Genomic DNA, 21,770 nt, shown 5'->3' with positions numbered 1-21,770 from the left:
TTGTCAAACGCAAGGTCCTGAAATGGGCCGCGAAACGCTCCCACCACGCACACTGGCCCCAGCCCGAACACAGCCCCCACATCACCATCCGAGCCCACTAACTGAACGGTATTGGCCTTAGCGGCGGTGGAGCCGGCGGTGGCGACCTTGGTCCAGGTCACGCCGTCGAGTGACCACTCCAGCCAGTTGTGGTCGGTGCCGTTCGGGGTGACGGTGAAGGTGCCGGCCTGGCCCGCGCCCTTGATCCAGGCGGTGGCCGGGTAGTCCGTCGAGGTGATACCCGTCGGCGCGATGGGCGAGGTGGTGTCGACCGTGAAGGTCTTCCACTCCGACCAGCCCGTGTTGTAGTGGGTGCCGTCATACGGACTGGTGCGGAACTTGTACGACTTGCCGTTGGCCAGCACCCCGGCCGGGACGGTCACGGAGGCGACCTGTCCGGAGTTCACCCAGGGAGAGACGATGACGTTGCCGACCTGGGTGTTGGTGGCGGAGTCGAAGATCTGGAAGGTGCCGTTGACCTTGTCGCCGTTGGGGTCGACGAACGTGTCCCGCAGCGTCGGGGTGGCGGTGTTGACGACGTAGGCGCCGCTGTAGGAGAAGAACGGCGGGCCGGCTTCCTGCTTGGTTCCGGTACGCGCGCCGAGGTGATGTCGGCCGCGGCGGTGACCGGCTGTGCGGCCGGCTTCTGTTGCGCCTGGGCAGCCGGGGCGGCGGTAGCGGCTTCTGCCCCGTGGATCACGGAGAGGGACATCAGCAGGGCGACGCCGACCGCGGTGCCGCGCAGACCTCTGGACCGGTCGAGTCTTGAGCGTCCGCGACGCCCTGGCGAGAGCGCCGGTATGTGGCTTTTCACGTTTTCCCCTTGTACACGTATCAGTGCATGGTGGTACGGGATCCGGTGCATGGGGCACCGGACCGGCGCCGGCCCATTGGAAGACAACGGTTGGGCCGGCGAGGCCTGGGAGGCGGCGGCACCCGACGCCGGCTATGGCTCGATGAGGCCGGTCCTGATGGCGTAACGGGTGAGCTCGACCCGGTCGCGCATGCCCAGTTTCTGCAGCAGGTTGGCGCGATGGCGGTCGACGGTCTTGACGCTGATCACCAGCAACTCGGCGATCTCCCTCGATGAGTGGCCCTCGGCGACGAGTTTGAGGATCTCCTCCTCGCGCTCGGTGATCGGCTTCCTCGGCAGGCCCTCGCCGCGCCGGACCAAGTCCAGGTAGTGGCGGACCAGCGCGGTCTCCGTGCCCGGGTAGAGGAACGGCTCGTCGCGCATCGCCGCCCGGCAGGCGTCCACCAGGTCCCGGTCGGCCACCGACTTCAGGACGTATCCGCAGGCGCCCACCTTCAGCGCCTCGAAGAAGTACTGCTCGCTGTCGTGCATCGTCAGGAACAGGATCCTGACGTCAGGCCGGTGCTTCGCCAGGGCACGGGCGGCCTGGAGCCCGGTCATGCGCGGCATCGTGACATCGAGGACGATGAGGTCGGCGTCCACGTCCCGGGCCAGCTCGATCGCGTGGGCGCCATCGTCGGCCTCGCCGACCACGGTCAGGTCCGGTTCCGACTCAAGGACGAGGCGTACGCCCCGTCGCACGAGGGCGTGGTCGTCGGCCAGGAGGATGCGTACAGGGGTGTTCATATGGCTCCGCCCGTCGGTAGCGGGACTCGCAGCCGTACGGTGGTGCCGCCGGAACCGTGGGAGCCGAGCGTGAGCGTCGCGCCGAGGAGAAGGGCGCGTTCGCGCATGCCTTGCAGTCCTGCCCCCTCCGTTGCCCGGTGGAAGCCCTTGCCGTTGTCGCTGACCGTCAGTTCCACGGCCCGCGCACCGGCCGCACGCAGTTTGAGATCGATCCTGCTCGCCCCGGAGTGGCGGGCCGCGTTTGCCGTGGCTTCCTGGGCCACGCGGTACAGCACGAGCTCGGCCTCCGCTCCCAGCGCTGTCAGGGAGCCGTCCACCCGGTGGCTGACGGTGACGCCGGGCGCGGAGAATTCCGTCACGAGGGCCCTGAGGGCGCTGGGCAGGCCGAGGTCCTCGAGCACGCCCGGCCGCAGTCTGCGGGCGATGCGCCGCACTTCGTCCAGACTGCTCCGTACCGCCTCCTGCGCGGTGATGACTTCCTCGTGCAGGGCCCTCGGAACGCGGTCGGCGAGGCTCTTGAACTGCAGGATGACGGCGGTCAAGGTTTGGCCGACCTCGTCATGCAGCTCGCGGGCAACCCGTCGGCGCTCGGACTCCTGCGCCGACAGGGCCCTGCCGCTGCTCTCGGCCCGCTCGGTCTCCAGCCGGCTGAGCATGACGTTGAACGTCTCCGTCAGCTCCGCCAGTTCGCCGCTTTCTGTGACCCGGGTGCGCTGACCGGGCTCCAACAGATTCGCATCCGCCATCGCTTTGGTCAGACGCTTCAGAGGAGAGAGGACGATGCGAAACAGCAGCGCGTTGGCCACCAGCATCGCGATCAGGCCTCCGCCCAGCACAAGCGCCTCGTGCATGAGAACCGTGCTGGACACCGTGACCCACGGGCCTACGAGCAGCCCGGTTGCGAGCATGAGCACTGCGGCGTTCGACAGGAACATCCGCCAGAACAGCGACACGCCCCATCTCCCCCTTGCCCCGGTCGGTGCTTTCGGCGCAGCGTCGACCTCCCCCGGACCGGGGAGCCGTTTTCGGAGCAAGTCTTGTCGACCGTGATCGACGATTCCATACATGCTGTCACCCATCTTTCGGTCCCGCGCCTACCGCTGACGTGGCCCTTCGCGTAGGCCGGGCGCAATGACGCTCGTGAGTGAAGAACCCGTCCGTATGATCGATCACCTGTGGTAGATCGTTGATCACGTGGGTAGCGTGGCGCGCGGGGCAGCTTTCCGATCAGGGACACGAGGGCGTCGACGATGTCGTTCCAGGACGAGCGGGCCGCGGAGAAGGCGGCCGTCGCCATGAGGATGAATCAGGCCGACCGACAGTACGGGGGGTTCGACGCCGGCGAAGGGGTCGGTTGACTATGTGGTCGCGGAGGACGAGCTGGGGGACATCGGCCACGCCGCCTACGGCCTCTTGAACGGTCTCGAAACGGGCGGCAAGCACGCGAACGCGGCCAGTGAGACGGGTCCGAGCCGCAGTTCAAGGCGGACGCGGTCGCGCTGTACTCCTCACGGTCAGGAGCGACGATCAGGCAGGTCGCCGCTGATCTGGGGATCAGCCCGGAGGCCTTGCGGAACTGGGTAGACGACGCGGACGCCGGGCGGAGGTGTCGGCGGAGCCGCCCACGCCGCTGGTGTCGGAGAACGCCGCCTCGCGGAAGAAGGTCCGTGAGCTGGAGGGGGAATGCGAGATCCTACGGAAGGCGTCGAAGTATTTCGCTGGGAGACGCGCTGGTGAACCGCTGCCAGTTCGCCGCCGACCACCAGCGCCGCTTCGGCGTGAAGCGGCTGTGCACCACCCTCGGCATCGCACAGTGCGGCTCATCAACAACGCGAGGTACGACGAGCCGACCGGGCAGAGACTGCACCAAGTCGTCGCTTCCGCTGCCCAGCGCAGCGGCTGGCTCCGCTTCGCCCAGGCCAAGCACGGTGGCTGCCGACGCCACTGGACCGCGGCCGCTTGGCAGTTGGGTGTTGTGTCGGCAGGAGCTGCCGGGCAACGCAGTTGCGTTTGGCCGGGAAGCGGTACCGTCAAGGGGGTTGAACGGAGCAACGGGGCGCCTGTAGATCAACGATCGGCGAAGAAAGTCGATCAAGTGCAGGAGTCCCGTTGCAGGAGAAGTCTGTCATCACCCGGACGATCGAGGTGGCCGGGGGCGTGTACGCGCCCGGACATCTGGGCGAGTTGACCCAGATCGTGGACTTCGCGCTGGTGAACGCGGGTCTGGAGGAGACCGGGGCACGCGAGCGCAGACTGCGGCTGCTGCCCTCGCGGATGGTGGTGTACTTCGTCCTCGCGCTGGCCCTGTTCGAGCACGACTCCTACCGCGCGGTGTGAGGCAAGCTCGTGGCCGGACTTCAGGGGCTGCCCCTGGTGTGGCCTGCCGTTTCCTCACTGCCCCGCGCATGGCGACGGATAGGGGCCTCGCCGCTGCGGCGCCTGTTCGAGACGCTGGCCGGCCCCGTCGCCCACCGCCATCAGCCCGGCGCGTTCTATCGCGGACTGCGCACCGTGGCCGTCGACGGCACCTTTGTGCATGTTCCCGACGAGGAGGCACTCACCTGGCGGTATCCCAAGCGGAGCGGGGAGAAGCTGGAGTTCGGCTATCCGCTGCTGCGGCTGCTGGTCCTAGCGGATCACGGCGGACAGCCCGCCGCCCGACGGATGCCGGGTGTGCGAGGCGTCGGCCACGGCCGGAGGCAGGGACGCCGCCACGGTGAACAGTGCGAGACCGGACACCGCGAGAAGTCTCAGACGGTTACGGAGGGGCAAGGTTCCTCCCAACTGGGTGGGTGAGAAAGGCGGTTGCTCGGATGTCCCGAGACGCCACGCGCAACTCAGCCAGCACGCCCGCAGTCCTGTCAACAACTCGGCAGGTAACAGAACCCTTGACCGCCCGGTCCCGGCCGCCCAGGATCACGCCATGACAGGTGTACGCAGCTCCACAGTCGACGGCGTCGTGACCCGCAGCGCACGGCGCACCCCCGAGCGCACCGCCGTGCGGTACGCCGACCGGTCCTGGACCTATCGGACGCTGGACACGGCGGTCAGTACCGCGGCGGCCGTCCTCCTCTCCGACCACGGCCTGCACCCCGGTGACCGGGTCGCTTCCTACGCGCACAACTCCGACGCGTACCTGATCGCGTACCTTGCCTGCGCCCGCGCCGGGCTGGTCCATGTGCCGGTCAACCAGAACCTCACCGGCGACGACCTGACCTACATCCTGCAGCAGTCGGGCAGCGCCCTCGTTCTTACCGACCCGGCACTCAGCGACCGCATCCCGGCCGGGTTCGCCGTACGGCCGCTGCGCGACGCACCGGACTCCCTGCTCGGCGCGCTCGCCACCCCGCGCCCCTTCACCCCCGAGCGCGAACCCGCCGCCGGTGACCTCGTGCAACTGCTGTACACCTCGGGTACCACCGCGCTCCCCAAGGGCGCGATGATGACGCACGGCGCCCTCGTCCACGAATACGTCAGTGCGATCACCGCTCTCGACCTGCGCCCCACCGACCGGCCCGCCCACTCGCTGCCGCTCTACCACTCCGCGCAGATGCATGTGTTCCTGCTGCCCTACCTCGCGGTCGGGGCGGAGAACACCATCCTCGACGCGCCTGAAGCGGGCCGGATCTTCGACCTCGTCGAGGCCGGGCAGGCGGACAGCCTGTTCGCCCCGCCCACTGTCTGGATCGCGCTCGCCAACCACCCGGAGTTCGCGGCCCGCGAGCTCGGCGGGCTGCGCAAGGCGTACTACGGTGCGTCGATCATGCCGGTCCCGGTGCTGGAACGGCTCCGCGAGCGGTTGCCCGCGCTGGCCTTCTACAACTGCTTCGGACAGAGCGAGATCGGCCCGCTCGCCACCGTTCTCGGGCCCGAGGAGCACGAAGGCCGGATGGACTCCTGCGGCCGGCCGGTGCTCTTTGTCGAAGCACGGGTTGTCGACGAGCACGGCAAGGAGGTCCCCGACGGCACGGCGGGCGAAGTCGTCTACCGGTCACCGCAGCTGTGCGAGGGTTACTGGAACAAGCCCGAGGAGACCGCCGAGGCGTTCCGCGACGGCTGGTTCCACTCCGGCGACCTCGCCGTACGTGACCCGGAGGGCTTCTTCACGGTCGTCGACCGGGTGAAGGACGTCATCAACTCCGGCGGTGTCCTGGTCGCCTCCCGCCAGGTCGAGGACGCCCTCTACACCCATCCCGCCGTCGCCGAGACAGCCGTCGTGGGGCTGCCCGACGAACGCTGGATCGAGGCCGTCACCGCCGTCGTCGTGCTGCGGGAGGACGCCACCGAGCAGCAGCTTCTCGACCATGTACGGGAACGGCTCGCGCACTTCAAGGCCCCGAAGAAGGTCCTCTTCGTGGACGAGCTCCCCCGCAACGCGAGCGGAAAGGTCCTCAAGCGCGAGCTCAGGGACCGGTTCGCACAGCTGTGACCCCCTTAGGACCTTCCCCACGACAGGGAGCGGGCTCCTGACTCCCAGCGACTGCGCCGGCCGCGTTGTCGTCAGTCACCGACTCTCCGCGTCGACTCCCTCCCCCGCCTTGCCGTCGAAGCCGCATGACACCTCCCGCTGATCCACTTCCTGTCGCGGAGAAGGTCGTTGGCGCCCTTTTTTTCGGATCATGCCGGGCTGATCCGGAAGAAGGCCCTGGTCTGGACACTGCTGGAGGACCAGGAGCGTCCTCGGCACAAGTCGGGGCGAACGGCTGGGGTTCGCGTGAGGGCCGGCCATGCTTCGGCTTCGGTCTACGTCTGCTCGGTGGACTGCTGGGCGGCCTCGCGTTCGCCGACGCTGACCAGCCCTGTCTCGTAGGCGACGATGACAGCCTGGACACGGTCACGGAGTCCGAGTTTGGCGAGGATGCGGGCAACGTGGGTTTTGACGGTCGCCTCGGCCAGGTGGAGGCGGGTGGCGAGTTCGGCGTTGCTCAGTCCTCGGGCCAGCAGGCCGAGCACCTCCAGTTCGCGCGGGGTGAGTGAGGCGAGGTCGCGGTGGAGGGCGGCGGTGTCGCTGCCGTGCCGGGCGAACCGCTGCACGAGGCGGCGGGTGATGGCGGGCGCGAGGAGAGCGCCGCCGGTACGGACCGTGCGGACGGCCGAGGCCAGGTGCTCGGGGGTGACGTCCTTGAGGAGGAAGCCGCTGGCCCCGGCGGACAGGGCCGCGTAGACGTACCGGTCGAGGTCGAAGGTGGTCAGGATGATGACGCGGGGTTCGCCGGGGGCGCCGGTGAGGATGCGGCGGGTGGCCTTCAGGCCGTCCATCTCCGGCATCCGGATGTCCATCAGGACCACGTCGGGACGTGTGCGGCGGACCGCTTCGACCGCTTCGACTCCGTTGGCCGCCTCGGCGACGACGTCGATGCCGTCGGCGCCGAGGATCATCCGGAATCCGGTGCGGACCAGGGTCTGGTCGTCGGCCAGGAGCACACGCAGCGGCTGCTCGGTCACGGTGCCTCCAGGGGGATCAGCGCTTCCACACAGTAGCCGCCGGTCAGGCGTCGGTGGGTGCTCAGGGTTCCGTCGTAGACGGCGAGGCGCTCGCGCAGGCCGATCAGGCCCCGGCCGTTTCCGGTGGCCGCGCCCGCGTCCGGGAGTCCACCGGTGTCGGTGACTTCCACTCGGAGCCGTTCCGGTCCGTATTCGACGGTCACGGAGGCGGTGGCACCGGACGCGTGCTTCACGGTGTTGGTCAGGGCTTCCTGGACCACGCGGTAGACGGCCAGCTCGATGCCGGGCGGGATCTCGCAGGGCGGGCCGGTCACGGTCAGGTCGACCGGCAGTCCAGCGTCCCTTACGCGTCCGACGAGCGCATCCAGCTGCTCCAGGCCGGGCTGCGGGGCCAGCTCCGCGCCTGTGTCGGCCAGATTCTCGACCCCGCCCGCCGACTCGCCCTCGCCGGCCATCGTGAGCAGGCCCATGACGTGCCGCAGTTCGGTCATGGCTGCCCGACCGCCGGCCTCGACGGCGAGCAGGGCCTCGCCGGCCTGCTCGGGGGCGGTCTTCATGATCTTGCGGGCGGCGCCAGCCTGAATGACCATCACGCTGACGTTGTGCGTGACGACGTCGTGCAATTCGCGAGCGATCCGCGCGCGCTCGTGCTCGACCGCCCGGCGCAGCGCCTCGGCCTGTTCGCGTTCCAGAGCGGAGAGCCGGGTCCGGCCTTCGTCGGTCCGGAGTTTCCAGGTGCGCAGCCCGAGGGCGGCTCCTGCCATCGGGACCAGGATCAGCAGGACGATGTATTCGTTGGGGACGATCGGTGTCACCGAGTCCCCCGAAGTACCGACCAGCAGGACCGACACCGGCAGCGCCGACAGGGTCGCCACCCGGTAGGGGCTGTAGACGGCGGCGCTGTAGACGGCGATCACGAACGCGTAGAACGTCAGCCGCAGGACGCTCTGCGGTGTCGCCAGTACCGCGGCCGTCACGATGCACAGCACGGTGAGCGGGAAGCGGCGGCGCAGCGCCACGGCACCCGAGGCGACGACCGCGAGGGTCACCATGAAGGCCAGGCCGCCCGGGCCGGACGGGCGCGGCACGACGTACTCCACGCCGGGTGCGATCTCACGCACCACGATGTTGTTCGCGTTGTCGATGCCGTAGTAGACAGTGGCGATGCCGAGCGTCAGCGCCACCAGCACGTCGAACTGCCAGGCGCGACGGCTGAGCCGCAGCGGCGCACCGGTCGGGAACCTGGCGTCGCGGACCACCTCGCGGGCCAGGGCCCACAGCCGCTCCGGCGTCGTACGTACGTTCATCACCGGTTCATTGTCGCCGCCGCCTGAACCGTAGGAGTCCGCCTCAGTGGTCGGTTCCCGGTGTTTCGCATACATCGGGCGCCTACATCGAAAGGATGACGTTCCGGCAGGTCATCCCGATGCGGTACGGCAAGGAGTTCGGGCGGGCGACGCGCAGAGGCCGGGCGCGCTCCTAGCGTCCAACGGGTCTGATGCCCGCGTCGAAGGAGCCCTTTCATGACCATGCCGGTGATCGAACTGCGCGAGGTGAGCCGACGATACGACGACGGCCCGCCCGCACTGCACGAGGCGTCGCTGACTGTGGAGCCCGGCGAGGCCGTCGCGGTCCTCGGCCCTTCCGGCAGCGGTAAGTCCACGCTGCTCAATCTGATCGCGGGCCTGGACCGGCCGGATGCGGGGACCGTCACCGTAGACGGGGTGCGGGTGGATCAGCTGCGCGAGGCCGGATCGGCGCTCTACCGGCGATCGAAGATCGGCATGGTCTTCCAGTTCTTCAACCTGCTCGACGATCTGACCGTCGCCGACAATGTCGTCCTGCCCGCGCGGCTCGCGGGTACGGCACGTGTCGAGGCTGACCGCCGGGCGGCGGAACTCCTGGAGAACCTCGGCATCGACCGGCACGCCCGCGCCTACCCGGGACGGCTGTCCGGCGGCGAGCGGCAACGCGTCGCGGTGGCCAGGGCGTTGATGAACCGGCCGCCACTGCTCCTCGCCGACGAGCCGACCGGGGCCCTGGACACGGCCGCCGGACAGGACGTCAGCAGGCTGCTCACCGACCTCAATGCCGACGGCCAGACCATCGTCGTGGTCACCCACGACCTGGCTCTGGCCCGGTCCTGCACCAACCGTACGGTCCGGATCGGTGACGGCCGGATCACCGAGGACGTCCGGTCGCAGGCCGTCGCCCCGGAGGCCGCCCGATGAGCGCGCTCGGCAAGGTGGTGCGCTCGGGGGTGGGACGACGCCGGGTGCAGACGCTGGTGATCGGGCTCGCCACGATGATGGCGGTGGCCGCCTCCGTCCTCGGCGGATCGCTGCTGGCGGTCTCCGGCGCGCCCTTCGACGACGCCTTCGCCAACCAGCACGGCGCGCACTTGTCCATCCAGTTCGACGCGGGCAAGGTGAGTGCCGGGCAGCTGTCGAAGTCCAGGAACGCCGAAGGGGTGAGCGGCGCAGCCGGGCCGTTTTCTACGGCGACGGTCACCCCGCGGGCGGACGGGGCGGGCCCTGGGGGGCCGATGACCGTGGTCGGCCGGGGCGATGCCGGCCGGGACGTGGACGCGGTGACGCTGCTCGACGGGCGGTGGCCCACGCGCTCCGGCGAGATCGTGCTGTCCGGCAACTCCTCGCTCTTCCCGACCATGGGCATGAAACTTGCCTTCCCCGATCTGCCCGACGGTCCGACGCTGACGGTGGTCGGTGTGGCGCGCTCGGCCACGCAGACCGCCGACGCCTGGGTGGTTCCGTCCCAGATGCCGGCGCTCACCGCACCCGGCAGCGGCGGCTACCAGATGCTCTACCGCTTCACCGACGCGGACACCGACGCGCAGATCACCGCGGGCGGCAAGGCCGTGACGGAATCCCTGCCACCGGGAGCGGCCGTCGGCGAACAGTCATGGCTCACCGTCAAGAAGACCGCCGAGCGCGACACCGCCCTCTACATCCCCTTCCTCATCGCGTTCGGCGCCTTGGGCCTGGTCATGTCGGTGCTCATCGTCGGTAACGTCGTCGCGTCGGCCGTCGGCACGGGAACACGCCGCATCGGCATCCTCAAGGCCGTCGGCTTCACCCCGGCCCAGGTCGTGCGGGCCTACGTGGGTCAGGCGCTGATCCCGGCCGCCGTCGGCACGGCCCTCGGTGTTCTCGCCGGCCACCTGCTCGCCGTCCCCGTACTGGCCGAAGCCGAGGAGGTCTACGGCACCTCCTCCCTGGCCATCGCCCCCTGGGTCGACCTGGCGATGATCGCCGGGGTACTCGGCCTGGTGGCGGCGACCGCGTGGGCGAGTGCCTGGCGGGCCGGCCAGCTGCGTACGGTCGACGCGCTCGCCGTCGGGCGTACCGCTTCGGCGGGGCGCGGCCGGTGGGCGGCCCGCCTGGCCGGACGGCTGCCGTTGCCGCAGCCGGTCGCCCTGGGCCTGGCCCGGCCCTTCGCGCGGCCCGCCCGTGCGCTGGCCATGGGCATGGCGATCCTGTTCGGCACCATCGCCGTCACGTTCACCGTGGGGATGGGCGCCTCGCTCAGCCAGGTGATGAAAGCCAAAGCCCACGACGCCGCCGATGTCACCGTGGCCGCGCCCTTGCCGAACTTCGGACCTCAAGGCCCTGCCCCCGAGAAGCAGCCCAAGGCCGATCCCGCCGCAGTCGCCGCGGCCATCGAGGCCGCCGCCGGAACCGGGAAGTACTTCAGCGCCGCGACATTACGGGCGACCGTGTCCGGCCTGACCGGCACCATCTACGTGATCGCCTTCACCGGCGACGCTTCCTGGGGCGGCTACACGATGGTGTCGGGCCGCTGGATCGAACGGCCCGGCGAGGCCGTGGTCCCGACCCCCTTCCTGGCCGCCACCGGCACCCGCATCGGCGACACCGTCACCCTGAACGGCCTGGGCGAGCCGGTCACGGTCCGGATCGTCGGCGAGATCCTCGACCCCCGTAACGACGGCATGCAGGTCTTCACCGACGCCTCGACCCTCACGGCCGTACATCCCGACCTGACGGAGACGAGCCATCACATCGCGGTCACGTCAGGCACCGACGTCTCCGACTACGTCGACGCGCTGAACAGGGACCTGGCACCGCTGGGGGTCACCGCTCGGGCCGGCGGGCTCGACGCCGGCAGCGACATGGTCGTCACGCTCAACGCGCTGTCCGCGACCCTCACGCTGATGCTCGTCGCCGTCGCCGCGCTCGGCGTGCTCAACGGCGTGCTGCTCGATACCCGCGAGCGCGTCCGGGACATCGGTGTCCACAAGGCGCTCGGCATGACCCCCCGGCAGACCGTCGCGATGGTCCTCACTTCGGTCGTCGTGACCGGACTGGTCGCGGGCGCCCTGGGCGTGCCGCTCGGCGTAGCCCTGCACGGCTGGGTCATCCCCGCGATGGGCGACAGCGTGGGGCTCCGCCTCCCCGGTTCCGTCATCGCCGTCTACCACGGGACCGAACTGCTCCCGCTCGTAGTCGGTGGCCTGCTCATCGCCATCCTGGGTGCGCTCCTGCCCGCCGGCTGGGCCGCCAGGGCCCGAACCGCCACGGCCCTGCGCACCGAATAGGAGGTCAGGTTCAGAGTTCGTGCGTGACGCATGTGTGCGCAGCCCCTCGGGTCCGCCGGTTACGGGTGGACCGGTGACGCCGCCTTGTGGCGACCGCGGCACCGGCCGGTCTTCCCACTCGGGAGCCGTACCACATCGTGGATACGCTTCTACCGAACACAGCTGCATCACGCCATGGGGCCTGTTTGGATGGCGTACATGCCGACCTTCCACGCATACGACGGGACCAGGATCGCCTATCACCTGCTGGGGGAGGGCGAGCCGCTCATCTGTGTGCCCGGCGGGCCGATGCGGGCCAGCTCCTACCTCGGCGACCTGGGCGGACTCGCCGCCCACCGCCAACTGGTGCTGCTCGATCTTCGCGGTACCGGGGACTCCGCCGCGCCGGACGACCCATCGACGTACCGCTGCGACCGGCTCGTCGACGACGTGGAGGCACTGCGCGCCCACTTGGGCCACGAGCGCATCGATCTCCTCGCCCACTCCGCGTCCGCCAACCTGGCCGCGCTCTACGCCGCCCGGCACCCGGAGCGGCTGCGCACGCTCACCCTCGTCACCCCCGGCACCCGCGCCGCCGGTATCACCGTCACCGACGACGACTGGCGCGACGCCTCCGAACTGCGCCGTGACGAACCGTGGTTCGCGGAGGGCCGGGACGCGCTGGAGTCCATATGGGCGGGGCGGCGTTCCCTCGGAGACGCGTGGTCCGCGATCGAGCCGTTCACGTACGGACGATGGGACGCCGCCGCGCGGGCGCACGCCGCCGCCGCTCCCGAGCAGGCAAACTCCGAGGCAGCTAAGGCCTATTACCAGGAAGGTGCGTTCGATCCGGCCGGCACTGTCACCGCCCTGCGGGGCGTCATGGCGCCCGTGCTCGTCCTCGCGGGGGAGTACGACGCAGGACCCACCCCGGACCGCGCCGCCGAACTGGCCGCGCTGTTCCCGAACGCGGAGTTCGCCGTGCAGCGCGGCGCCGGGCACTACCCGTGGATCGACGACCCGGGCGCCTTCGTCCGCACCGTCAACGCCTTCCTCGACCCCGAGGTGCGCAGCGTCCAGGCCGGAGGCATTCGCCTCGCCTACCGGGTGTGGGGCGAGCCGTCCGCTCCGCCCGTCGTCCTTGTCCACGGGCGCGGCGAATCCAGCCGCACCTGGACGGAGATCGCGGCACAACTCGCCGCCGGCCACCGGGTGTACGCACTCGACTTCCGCGGCCACGGCCTCAGCGACTGGACCGGCCGCTACTCCTTCGAGCTGTTCCGCGACGACCTGCACGCCTTCCTGGCAGCCCGCAATCTGTCCGGCGCCACTGTCGTCGCACATTCGATGGGCGGCGTCGCCGCGTTCCTGCTCGCCGAACAGGAACCAGCACTGATCGGCAGGCTCGTCATCGAGGAGGCCCCGCCGCTCATCCCGCTCGATCCGCCGCGCCCGCCCGCCCAACGTCCCGACTCGGAAGTCGACTTCGACTGGCCCGTCGTCCCGTCGATCGATGCCCAGCTGAACGACCCCGACCCGGCGGCCCGCGCGCGCCTCGGCGAGATCACCGCCCCGACCCTCATCATCGGAGGGGGTCCCGACAGCCACCTCGCGCAGGACCAGCTTGCCTGGATGGCCCAGCAGATCCCCGGCTGCCGCCTGGTCACCATCGACGCCGGACATCTCGTCCACACCGCCCGGCCGGCAGAGTTCCTTGCGGCGCTGCGGTCGTTCGGCATGGACCGAGACATCGACGAACCGTTGGCCGGCGGCGTCAGCCCCGGCTGAGCAGGGAGGACAGCACCTCGTACAACGTCGCCTCCGGATCGGTGACGGAACCTTCCGAGCGCCAGGCCACGAAGGCGTCGGGGCGCACGAGCACCGCACCCTCGGCGCTCGTACCGTGCGCCTGTGCCCAGTCCGCCCCGTTCTCCGGCTCCAGGTCGGAGCCGGCGCCGATGCCGAACGCGTCGAGCCGCACCGAGAGCCGGGCGGCCACGCGCGCCGCCGCCCGGCGCCACGCCACATCCGCGCCGTCGCTCAGCAACACGAACGACCGCTCGTACAGGTCCAGTGTCGACCTGCGCTCGCCTTTCTGACGGACCCACAGGTGCGGTGCCCGGGAGCCGGGGTCACCGTTCAGCCGCAGCCCTTGCGGCACCACCGGCTGCTCGGCGTCGACACCCAGCACGGCGCCCCGGACATAGCGGTATCCCAGCGCCACCGGCAGCAGGCCGCCCTTCTTCCCGCCGCCCACACCGGGAGCCGGGGCATATCCGGGGTGGCTGTGCTCCGCGGAACGGGACGAGGCTCGCTCGCTCGTTGCCCGTGCCACGGGCAGCCGCTCCGCCTCGTACGTGTCCAGCAGCCCCGGACCGGCCTCGCCGCGCAGCACGGCGGCGAGCTTCCAGGCGAGGTTGTGCGCGTCCTGGATACCGGTGTTGGAGCCGAACGCCCCGGTCGGCGACATCTCGTGGGCGGAGTCGCCGGCGAGGAAGACTCTGTCCCGGCCGTACCGTTCGGCGACCCGCTCCGCGGCGTGCCACGGGGCCTTCCCGGTGATCTCCACGTCGATGTCCGGCGCACCGGTCGCCCGGCGGATGTGCTCCGCGCACCGCTCGTCGGTGAAGTCCTCCAGCGTCTCGCCCCGTTCGGGCTGCCACGGCGCGTGGAACACCCACTCCTTCTTGTTGTCCACCGGCAAGAGAGCACCGTCCGCCCCGGGTTTGGTCAGGTAGCACACGATGAAACGCCGGTCGCCCACCACGTCGGCGAGCTTCCGCGAGCGGAAGGTGATGCTCACGTTGTGGAACAGGTCGCCGGGTCCCGACTGACCGATCCGCAGCTGCTCCCGGATGGGGCTGCGCGGACCGTCGGCCGCGATCAGGTAGTCCGCACGGACGCTGATGTGCTCACCGGTCTCCCGGTTCTTCAGGGTGGCGTGCACCCCTGAGCCATCCGGGTCGAACGTCATCATTTCGGTGGAGAACCGGATGTCGCCGCCCTGCTCACGGGCCTGCGCCAGCAGCACCGGCTCCAGATCGTTCTGACTGCACAGGCACCAGCCGCTCGGGCTGAACCGCGCCAGGCCGCCGCCCGGGTCGATCTCCCTGAACAGCCACTCCTGGTCGTCGCCGGTCAGCGAACCCGCCTGCAGAATCCCGTGATTCTCCGCGAGCACCGAAGCAGCCGCCCGGATCCGCCGTTCGGCTCCCGCCGTGCGGAACACCTCCATGGTCCGTACGTTGTTGCCGCGGCCACGCGGGTGTGTGGAGGTGGCCGCGTGCTTCTCGACCAGCAGATGCTCGATTCCGAGCCGGCCGAGGAAAAGTGATGCGGACAGACCCACCAGGGAGCCGCCCACGATGAGGACGGGTACACGGAGTTCGACGTTCTCGTTCATCAGTTGCTCCAGCTCCGACGCCGTACAGATGCATTGTTCATGCCCCTGCGGGAGCCGTTCGGACGGCCTCCGGACGGCTGCTCACCTGAACGGTTCATAAATCTCGCGTCGACCGGACCAGCGTTTCACGATCGGTCACGGAGACGCAGCCCGCGGCGCGGGAGCGGACAGCACGCAACCGCCGGGAGATTCCCGGCTCCGATTCCATTCGACAACCGACGGCCTGCCATTCACGTGGACGCCACGCCGTCTCGAAGGAGAACGACATATGACCACCTTTTCGGACCGGATCTCGCAGTCCGCCTTCGACGGCTCCAGGCTGCGGGTCGTTCTGCTGCTGGATCTGCACGACGGAGCCCAGAACCAATTCCTTGAGGCGTACGAGCACCTGCGCAATCAGGTGGCATCCGTACCCGGGCACATCAGCGACCAGCTGTGCCAGTCGATCGAGAACCCCTCGCAGTGGCTCATCACCAGCGAATGGGAGAGCGCACCGCCCTTCCTCGCCTGGGTCAACAGCGAGGAGCACGTCCAAACGGTTCAGCCCCTGCACAGCTGCGTACGCGACACCCGGTCGCTGCGCTTCTCCGTGCTGCGGGAGACCGGGACCGCCTTCGAGAGCACCCCCGATGGCGCCAAGCGCAACCTGCAGTCCGCCCCCCGGCTGGGCGACGGCGTGGTCCGCCACGCCCTCACGTTCACCGTGAAGCCCGGCAGTGAGGACGTCGTCGCGAAGATCCTCGCGGACTACGACGCCCCGAAGGCCCGGGTCGACGAGCACACGCGGTTGCGCCGTACCTCGCTCTTCATGCACGGAAACCGGGTCGTCCGGGCCGTTGAGGTCGAGGGGGACCTCCTTGCGGCGCTGCGCCATGTGTCCCGTCAGCCCGAGATCAGGGCGGTCGAGGAGGCCATCAACCCGTACCTGGAGCAGGACCGGGACCTCAGCGACCCGAACTCGGCCCGGGTGTTCTTCACCCGGGCGGCTCTGCCCACAGTCCACCACGTCACCGCCGGCCGGCACAACGCTGCGGACATCAGTCGGCATGCGCTGTTCTACCAGGCCAAGGAGGGGTGCGGGATGGCGCTCGCCCGGCTGCTCGCCGGCAACGACGAGGAGGCGGCCGAGGACCGGAACAGCCCGATCGACAGCAGCACCATCTTCCAGCGCGACGACATCGTCGTGCGGCTCCTCGAAATGGTCGGCCCGCTGGACGCGCAGCCTGCTCAGGCTCTGGGCATCGACGACCCCGCCAAGGTGACCCGGCTCGGACGACTCCTGGACGGCGGCGTCAACGCCGCGCCGACCAACGACCAGGAGATCTCGCGCTTCCTCAAGAAGTCCGAGATGACCCTGATCACCGATCGTCGGGCCGCGGATTCCTGAACCGCGCGTCAGCACCCTGGGGGGTTCTCGCTCAACCCGTCAACATCACGCGCACTGCGCCAGGAGGAAAGCAGTCATGACCACGCATCGGCCACGCATCGTGGACCTCAGTGAGACCCAACCCAACCGCAGGCGCGGAGGCGACCTGCGCGCCATGCTCACGCCGACCGCGGTGGGTGCCACCAGCGGCTTTATGGGGCTGGCCATCGTGCAGCCCGGCGACCGCATCGGCGAACACTACCACCCGTACTCGGAGGAGTTCGTGTACGTCGTGAACGGTCTCCTGGAGGTGGACCTGGACGGGGAACCGTATGCCCTGCGACCCGACCAGGGCCTGCTGATCCCTCCGCATGTACGTCACCGGTTCCGTAACGTGGGAGATGTGGAAGCGCGCATGGTCTTCCACCTTGGTCCGCTCGCCCCGCGTCCGGAGCTCGGTCACGTCGACACCGAGCACACCGAGACCGCCGGCCGGGCCGCGCCGCCAGAACGAACCGAGGCGGCTTCATGACCCGGCGCGTGGCGGTCACCGGAGTCGGTGTCGTCGCCCCGGGCGGAATCGGCGCGCCGGCCTTCTGGGACCTCCTCGCCAACGGACGCACCGCGACGCGCGGCATCACCCTGTTCGACCCGGTGGGATTCCGCTCCCGGATCGCCGCCGAGTGCGACTTCGACCCTGCGGCCCACGGCCTCGACGAGGACGAGATCGCCCGCTCGGACCGGTACATCCAATTCGCGCTCGTCGCCGCCAGGGAAGCCCTCGGCGACGCGGGCCTCGACCCGGAGAAGGTGGACCCCTGGCGCATCGGGGTGTCCCTCGGCACCGCCGTCGGCGGCACCACCCGGCTGGAGCACGACTACGTCGCCGTCAGTGGCAGCGGCGCCCGCTGGGACGTCGACCACCGCCCGGCCGGCCGCCATCTGGAGCGGGCCTTTTCACCCAGTTCCCTCGCCTCGGCGGTCGCCGAGCAGGTAGGCGCGCACGGCCCGGTGCAGACCGTTTCGACGGGCTGCACCTCCGGCCTCGACGCGATCGGGTATGCGTTCCACTCCATCGAGGAGGGGCGGGTCGACGTCTGCATCGCAGGGGCGTCCGACTCGCCGATCACTCCGATCACGGTGGCCTGCTTCGACGCGATCAAGGCGACCTCCGCGAACAACGACGACCCGGAGCACGCCTCCCGGCCGTTCGACGCCCACCGGGACGGCTTCGTCATGGGCGAGGGTGGAGCCGTACTCGTCCTGGAGGAGCTGGAACATGCCCGAGCCCGCGGTGCCACCGTGTACTGCGAGATCGTCGGCTATGCGACCTTCGGCAACGCCTATCACATGACCGGGCTGACCCCCGAGGGACTGGAGATGGCCGAGGCCATCAACCGGGCCCTCGGTCATGCCCGGATAGACAGCTCACAGATCGACTACGTCAATGCGCACGGATCCGGCACGAAGCAGAACGACCGTCATGAGACGGCCGCAGTGAAGAGGGCCCTGGGCACGCACGCCTACGAGGTGCCCATGAGCTCCATCAAGTCCATGGTCGGTCACTCGCTCGGCGCCATCGGCGCCATCGAGATCGCCGCCTGCGTACTGTCCCTGGTCAACCAGACGGTGCCGCCGACGGCGAACTACGAAACCCCGGACCCGGAGTGCGACCTCGACTACGTGCCGCGTGAGGCACGGCCCCGGAAGCTGCGCAGCGTCCTGTCGGTCGGCAGCGGATTCGGTGGTTTCCAGTCCGCCGTTGCCCTGACCAGAACAGGTGGGAGGACACCATGAGCACCCGAAAGGCCAGGCGTACCGTCGTCACCGGCATCGGTGTCGTCGCCCCCAACGGCACGACCACGGAGTCGTTCTGGAAGAGGACACAGGAAGGGACGAGCGTCCTCGACCGCGTCACCCGCGAGGGCTGCGAGCATTTGCCGCTGCGGGTCGCAGGCGAGATCAGGGGTTTCGACCCGGTGGACCTGATCGAGGAACGCTACCTCGTGCAGACCGACCGCTTCACTCACTTCGCGATGGCCGCAGCGGATCTCGCCCTCGACGACGCCCGGATCGGCCGGGCCGACTACGAGGGCGACCCGTTCGCCGTGGGAGTGGTGACCGCCGCCGGCTCCGGCGGCGGCGAGTTCGGTCAGCGCGAACTGCAACGGCTGTGGGGACAGGGGTCCAATTACGTAGGCCCCTATCAGTCCATCGCCTGGTTCTACGCGGCCAGCACCGGCCAGATCTCCATCCGGGGCGGATTCAAGGGGCCGTGCGCCGTCGTGGCCAGCGACGAAGCGGGCGGCCTGGACGCATTGGCGCATGCCGCCCGGTCCATCCGCGGCGGCGCCGACGCAGTGGTCGTCGGCGCCGCCGAGGCACCTCTGGCCCCGTACTCGGTCGTCTGCCAGCTCGGGTACGAGGACCTCAGCGTCTGCGAGGACCCTGAGCGGGCCTATCGCCCCTTCACCTCGGAGGCGTGCGGCTTCGTACCCGCCGAGGGCGGCGCCATGCTGGTGGTCGAGGAGGAGGCCGCGGCGAACCGCCGTGGGGCCCGGATCAGGGCCGAACTGGCGGGCCACTCCGCGACGTTCACCGGGGCGTCCCGATGGGAGGAGTCGCGGGAGGGCCTCGCCCGGGCGATCAGCGGCGCCCTGCGGGAGGCCGGCTGTGCGCCGGAGGAGATCGACGTGGTCTTCGCCGACGCCCTCGGCGTACCCTCCGCCGACCGCGCCGAAGCAATGGCCATCGCCGACGCGCTCGGCACGCACGGCAAGCGGGTACCCGTGACGGCGCCCAAGACCGGGATCGGGCGGGCCTATTGCGGGGCGCCGGTGCTGGACGCGGCAGCCGCCGTACTGGCCATGGAATTCGGCCTGATACCTCCCACCCCGAACGTCGTCGACGTGTGTCACGAACTCGATGTCGTCACCGGCCGGGCACGCCCCGCCGAACTGCGGACGGCGCTCGTGCTGAGCCGCGGCCTCATGGGTTCGAACGCGGCCCTCGTGCTGCGGCGCCCCACCGCTATCCACGCGTGAGAAGGAGAAGTCCTCATGAACGGTCCACTGACCTACCAGGAGCTGGCTGCGCTGATGAAGAAGGGCGCGGGAGTCAGCGTCGACCCGCAGGAGATGGAGAGCCGGCCCGCGTCCGGCTTCGACGAGTACGGCCTGGACTCGCTCGGCCTCCTCGGCATCGTGGGCGTGCTGGAGAACCGGCACGGCAGGCCGCTCCCGGCCGACGCCGACCGGTGCAAGACGCCCCGTGAATTCCTCGACCTCGTCAACCACACCCTCATGACAGGAGCCTGAAGTGTCCGGACACACCGAGAACGAGATCACCATCGCCGCCCCCCTCGACCTGGTCTGGGACGTGACGAACGATCTGGAGAACTGGCCGCGGCTGTTCAGTGAGTACGCGGCGGTCGAGGTGATCGAACGGGAGGGCGAGAGGACGAGGTTCCGTCTGACCATGCACCCTGACGAGAACGGCAAGGTGTGGAGCTGGGTCTCGGAGCGCACGACCGACCGCGCCGGGCGCAAGGTCGTCGCGCGTCGCGTCGAGCCGGGCCCGTTCGAGCACATGAACATCCGTTGGGAGTACTCGGAGGTCCCCGGTGGCACGAAGCTGCACTGGACGCAGGACTTCGCGATGCGGTCCGACGCGCCTGTCGACGACGCGTGGATGACCGACAACATCAACCGGAACTCGCGCGTCCAGATGGAACTCATCCGGGACAAGATCGAGCAGCGCGACCGCGAGCGCCGTACCGCCCCGGTCAACGCCCGCTGACCCCCCGCCCGCCCGCGTCCGGCCACCCCGCCGCCCCGGCGGGGTACCGGCCGGGTATCAGAAAGGCATCCCGCCCATGCACCACGCTCTGATCGTCGCCCGGATGGCGCCGGAGTCGGCGCCGCACATCGCCGAACTGTTCGCCGCCTCCGACCGCAGCGAACTGCCGCACCTCGTCGGAGTGAACCAGCGCAAGCTGTTCCAGTTCGGCGACGTCTATCTGCACCTGATCGAGTCCGACCGCCCGCCGGGCCCGGAGATCGCCAAGGTGCACCAGCACCCGGAGTTCCAGGACCTCAGCCAGAAGCTCACCGCCTTCATCAGTCCGTACGACCCGCAGACCTGGCGTGGCCCGAAGGACGCGATGGCCCACGAGTTCTACCGGTGGGAGCGCGACTCCAGCGCCTGAGACACACGACGGTCGCCCCGGGTCCGGCTGAAGAGCCGGACCCGGGGCGATTGCGTGAGGCGAAACGGTTCAGCCGTGAGGCGAAACGGTTCAGCTGGGCACGATGCACTCGAACGCGTGCAGATATCCGTTCACCGGACTGATGTCGCCGATGATCAGCCCCGCTTCCTCCATCCGTTCGATCAGGCTCTCCTTGGTGTGTTTCGCACCGCCGACATTGAGGAGCAGCAGCAGGTCCATGGCGGTGGTGAACCGCATCGACGGGGTGTCGTCGACCAGGTTCTCGATGATCACGACCCGGGCACCCGGGCGGGCCGACGCGATGACATTGCGCAGCGTCCTGCGCGTGCTCTCGTCGTCCCATTCCAGGATGTTCTTGATGATGTAGAGATCCGCCTCGACCGGGATCGCCTCGCGGCAGTCCCCGGCGACGATGCTCGTCCGTCCTGCGAGCGCTCCGCCGTCCCGCAGCCGGGCGTCGGCGCGCGCGACCACGCCCGGCAGATCCATCAGCGTGCCGCGGACCTTCGGGTGCTTCTCCAGCAGGCTGGCGAGCACGTGCCCCTGACCGCCGCCGATGTCGGCGACCTCGGACACCCCTGCGAGGTCGAGGAGTTCGGCGACATCCAGCGCGGACTGCATGCTGGAGGTGGTCATGGCCCGGTTGAAGATGTGCGCCGACTCGTGCGCGTCGTCGTGGAGGTAGTCGAAGAACCCCTTCCCGTACACGTCGGGGAAGACGCTCGTGCCCGAGCGCACCGCGTCGTCCAGCCGCGGCCAGACCTCCCAGGTCCAGGGCTCGGTGCACCACAGGGAGATGTACCGCAGGCTGTTCGGGTCGTCTTCGCGCAGCAGTCGGGACATGTCGGTGTGGACAAAGCTTCCGTCGGCGGTCTCGGCGAAGATTCCGTAGCACGACAGAGCGCGCAGCAGCCGGCGAAGCGGCGCCGGCTCGGCGTTCACCTCCGCGGCGAGCTCGGCTGCGGTGGCCGGCGTCTCACCGAGCGCGTCGGCGACGCCCAGCCGGGCCGCGGCGCGCACGGCCGCGGCGCAGGCTGCGCCGAAGGCGATCTCGCGCAGCCGCATTCCCGGCTGCGGGGTGTGCAGGGGAGTGGTGGGGATGGGAGTGGTGCTCGCGGTGGTCATACCGTCTCG

19 protein-coding genes and 2 pseudogenes are annotated in these 21,770 nt (G+C 69.7%); 14 read left to right on the top strand and 7 right to left on the bottom strand.

Translation table 11 applies throughout. From position 1 onward, the window contains the following. Positions 1–116: 116 nt before the first annotated feature. From AB0N06_RS24265 to AB0N06_RS24255, 3 genes and pseudogenes are all read right to left on the bottom strand, one after another. A pseudogene (locus AB0N06_RS24265) lies at positions 117–635 on the bottom strand (hypothetical protein); the annotation flags it as partial. A gap of 350 nt (positions 636–985) precedes the next feature. Continuing rightward, entirely contained in the window at positions 986–1,639 is a 654-nt protein-coding gene (locus tag AB0N06_RS24260; RefSeq protein ID WP_366136775.1) for a response regulator transcription factor, read from the bottom strand. Further along, the gene (locus AB0N06_RS24255) at positions 1,636–2,592 is read right to left on the bottom strand and encodes a sensor histidine kinase (protein ID WP_366136774.1); all 957 of its coding nucleotides are present in this window, start codon (positions 2,590–2,592) and stop codon (positions 1,636–1,638) included. Before AB0N06_RS24255 ends, AB0N06_RS24260 begins: the two co-directional genes overlap by 4 nt. Before the next feature lie 531 nt (positions 2,593–3,123). Between AB0N06_RS24255 and AB0N06_RS24250 the strand changes: the two are divergent. From AB0N06_RS24250 to AB0N06_RS24235, 4 genes and pseudogenes are all read left to right on the top strand, one after another. Continuing rightward, a pseudogene (locus tag AB0N06_RS24250) lies at positions 3,124–3,705 on the top strand (transposase); the annotation flags it as partial. A gap of 43 nt (positions 3,706–3,748) precedes the next feature. After that, positions 3,749–3,976, top strand: coding sequence for a transposase domain-containing protein (locus AB0N06_RS24245; RefSeq protein ID WP_366136773.1), 228 nt, complete (start codon positions 3,749–3,751; stop codon positions 3,974–3,976). Positions 3,977–3,985: 9 nt separating this feature from the next. Next, entirely contained in the window at positions 3,986–4,435 is a 450-nt protein-coding gene (locus AB0N06_RS24240; protein WP_366136778.1) for a hypothetical protein, read from the top strand. A gap of 127 nt (positions 4,436–4,562) precedes the next feature. Then, positions 4,563–6,068, top strand: coding sequence for an acyl-CoA synthetase (locus AB0N06_RS24235; RefSeq protein WP_366136772.1), 1,506 nt, complete (start codon positions 4,563–4,565; stop codon positions 6,066–6,068). 314 nt (positions 6,069–6,382) lie between these two features. Here the strand turns inward: AB0N06_RS24235 and AB0N06_RS24230 are convergent, their stop codons facing one another. Then, positions 6,383–7,084: a response regulator transcription factor gene (locus AB0N06_RS24230; protein ID WP_366136771.1), complete on the bottom strand. Its 702-nt coding sequence runs from the start codon at positions 7,082–7,084 to the stop codon at positions 6,383–6,385. After that, positions 7,081–8,391 carry a histidine kinase gene (locus AB0N06_RS24225; RefSeq protein WP_366136770.1) on the bottom strand — a complete coding sequence of 437 codons (1,311 nt, stop codon included), beginning with the start codon at positions 8,389–8,391 and terminating at the stop codon, positions 7,081–7,083. The genes AB0N06_RS24230 and AB0N06_RS24225 overlap by 4 nt, the downstream gene beginning before the upstream one ends. 216 nt (positions 8,392–8,607) lie before the next feature. Between AB0N06_RS24225 and AB0N06_RS24220 the strand changes: the two genes are divergently transcribed. The 3 genes from AB0N06_RS24220 (at position 8,608) to AB0N06_RS24210 (ending at position 13,427) form a co-directional block, all read left to right on the top strand. After that, positions 8,608–9,315 (top strand): ABC transporter ATP-binding protein, encoded by a 708-nt coding sequence (locus AB0N06_RS24220; protein WP_366136769.1) that lies wholly within the window; start codon positions 8,608–8,610, stop codon positions 9,313–9,315. After that, on the top strand, positions 9,312–11,660 hold the full coding sequence (locus AB0N06_RS24215; protein ID WP_366136768.1) for an FtsX-like permease family protein: 2,349 nt from the start codon (positions 9,312–9,314) through the stop codon (positions 11,658–11,660). Before AB0N06_RS24220 ends, AB0N06_RS24215 begins: the two co-directional genes overlap by 4 nt. 198 nt (positions 11,661–11,858) lie before the next feature. Continuing rightward, complete coding sequence (locus tag AB0N06_RS24210) at positions 11,859–13,427, top strand: alpha/beta hydrolase (RefSeq protein ID WP_366136777.1); 1,569 nt, start codon at positions 11,859–11,861, stop codon at positions 13,425–13,427. On the opposite strand, the gene AB0N06_RS24205 is transcribed toward AB0N06_RS24210, so the two are convergent. Beyond that, a complete protein-coding gene (locus tag AB0N06_RS24205) occupies positions 13,414–15,042 on the bottom strand; it encodes an FAD-dependent monooxygenase (protein WP_366136767.1) in 1,629 nt (542 codons plus the stop codon). The two genes, AB0N06_RS24210 and AB0N06_RS24205, sit on opposite strands and share 14 nt — an antisense overlap. 268 nt (positions 15,043–15,310) lie before the next feature. Between AB0N06_RS24205 and AB0N06_RS24200 the strand changes: the two genes are divergently transcribed. The 7 genes from AB0N06_RS24200 (at position 15,311) to AB0N06_RS24170 (ending at position 20,615) form a co-directional block, all read left to right on the top strand. Further along, the gene (locus tag AB0N06_RS24200; RefSeq protein ID WP_366136766.1) at positions 15,311–16,429 is read left to right on the top strand and encodes a SchA/CurD-like domain-containing protein; all 1,119 of its coding nucleotides are present in this window, start codon (positions 15,311–15,313) and stop codon (positions 16,427–16,429) included. A gap of 76 nt (positions 16,430–16,505) precedes the next feature. Next, positions 16,506–16,940 carry a cupin domain-containing protein gene (locus AB0N06_RS24195; RefSeq protein WP_366136765.1) on the top strand — a complete coding sequence of 145 codons (435 nt, stop codon included), beginning with the start codon at positions 16,506–16,508 and terminating at the stop codon, positions 16,938–16,940. Beyond that, positions 16,937–18,205, top strand: coding sequence for a beta-ketoacyl-[acyl-carrier-protein] synthase family protein (locus AB0N06_RS24190; RefSeq protein ID WP_366136764.1), 1,269 nt, complete (start codon positions 16,937–16,939; stop codon positions 18,203–18,205). The genes AB0N06_RS24195 and AB0N06_RS24190 overlap by 4 nt, the downstream gene beginning before the upstream one ends. Continuing rightward, complete coding sequence (locus AB0N06_RS24185) at positions 18,202–19,452, top strand: beta-ketoacyl synthase N-terminal-like domain-containing protein (RefSeq protein ID WP_366136763.1); 1,251 nt, start codon at positions 18,202–18,204, stop codon at positions 19,450–19,452. Before AB0N06_RS24190 ends, AB0N06_RS24185 begins: the two co-directional genes overlap by 4 nt. A 15-nt stretch (positions 19,453–19,467) precedes the next feature. Beyond that, positions 19,468–19,725, top strand: a complete 258-nt coding sequence (locus AB0N06_RS24180) for an acyl carrier protein (RefSeq protein WP_358862486.1) — start codon at positions 19,468–19,470, stop codon at positions 19,723–19,725. A 1-nt stretch (position 19,726) separates the two neighbouring features. Continuing rightward, on the top strand, positions 19,727–20,206 hold the full coding sequence (locus tag AB0N06_RS24175) for an SRPBCC family protein (protein WP_358862487.1): 480 nt from the start codon (positions 19,727–19,729) through the stop codon (positions 20,204–20,206). Between the two features lie 76 nt (positions 20,207–20,282). Continuing rightward, a complete protein-coding gene (locus AB0N06_RS24170) occupies positions 20,283–20,615 on the top strand; it encodes a TcmI family type II polyketide cyclase (protein WP_366136762.1) in 333 nt (110 codons plus the stop codon). 90 nt (positions 20,616–20,705) lie between these two features. Here the strand turns inward: AB0N06_RS24170 and AB0N06_RS24165 are convergent, their stop codons facing one another. Next, positions 20,706–21,761 (bottom strand): methyltransferase, encoded by a 1,056-nt coding sequence (locus AB0N06_RS24165; RefSeq protein ID WP_366136761.1) that lies wholly within the window; start codon positions 21,759–21,761, stop codon positions 20,706–20,708. Between the last annotated feature and the right edge of the window lie 9 nt (positions 21,762–21,770).

Source organism: Streptomyces sp. NPDC051020, from assembly GCF_040683105.1.
In the GTDB taxonomy this organism is placed as follows: domain Bacteria; phylum Actinomycetota; class Actinomycetes; order Streptomycetales; family Streptomycetaceae; genus Streptomyces.
Note: the sequence above shows the minus strand (reverse complement) of the source record. Positions and strands in the feature narration are given on the sequence as shown.

Bases quoted from the DNA above. Each gene is read 5' to 3' on its own strand.
- AB0N06_RS24225 (WP_366136770.1), bottom strand. From the start codon at position 8,391: ATGAACGTACGTACGACGCCGGAGCGGCTGTGGGCCCTGGCCCGCGAG.
- AB0N06_RS24185 (WP_366136763.1), top strand. From the start codon at position 18,202: ATGAGCACCCGAAAGGCCAGGCGTACCGTCGTCACCGGCATCGGTGTC.
- AB0N06_RS24200 (WP_366136766.1), top strand. From the start codon at position 15,311: ATGACCACCTTTTCGGACCGGATCTCGCAGTCCGCCTTCGACGGCTCC.
- AB0N06_RS24205 (WP_366136767.1), bottom strand. From the start codon at position 15,042: ATGAACGAGAACGTCGAACTCCGTGTACCCGTCCTCATCGTGGGCGGC.
- AB0N06_RS24260 (WP_366136775.1), bottom strand. From the start codon at position 1,639: ATGAACACCCCTGTACGCATCCTCCTGGCCGACGACCACGCCCTCGTG.
- AB0N06_RS24190 (WP_366136764.1), top strand. From the start codon at position 16,937: ATGACCCGGCGCGTGGCGGTCACCGGAGTCGGTGTCGTCGCCCCGGGC.
- AB0N06_RS24220 (WP_366136769.1), top strand. From the start codon at position 8,608: ATGACCATGCCGGTGATCGAACTGCGCGAGGTGAGCCGACGATACGAC.
- AB0N06_RS24165 (WP_366136761.1), bottom strand. From the start codon at position 21,761: ATGACCACCGCGAGCACCACTCCCATCCCCACCACTCCCCTGCACACC.
- AB0N06_RS24195 (WP_366136765.1), top strand. From the start codon at position 16,506: ATGACCACGCATCGGCCACGCATCGTGGACCTCAGTGAGACCCAACCC.
- AB0N06_RS24210 (WP_366136777.1), top strand. From the start codon at position 11,859: ATGCCGACCTTCCACGCATACGACGGGACCAGGATCGCCTATCACCTG.
- AB0N06_RS24170 (WP_366136762.1), top strand. From the start codon at position 20,283: ATGCACCACGCTCTGATCGTCGCCCGGATGGCGCCGGAGTCGGCGCCG.
- AB0N06_RS24180 (WP_358862486.1), top strand. From the start codon at position 19,468: ATGAACGGTCCACTGACCTACCAGGAGCTGGCTGCGCTGATGAAGAAG.
- AB0N06_RS24235 (WP_366136772.1), top strand. From the start codon at position 4,563: ATGACAGGTGTACGCAGCTCCACAGTCGACGGCGTCGTGACCCGCAGC.
- AB0N06_RS24215 (WP_366136768.1), top strand. From the start codon at position 9,312: ATGAGCGCGCTCGGCAAGGTGGTGCGCTCGGGGGTGGGACGACGCCGG.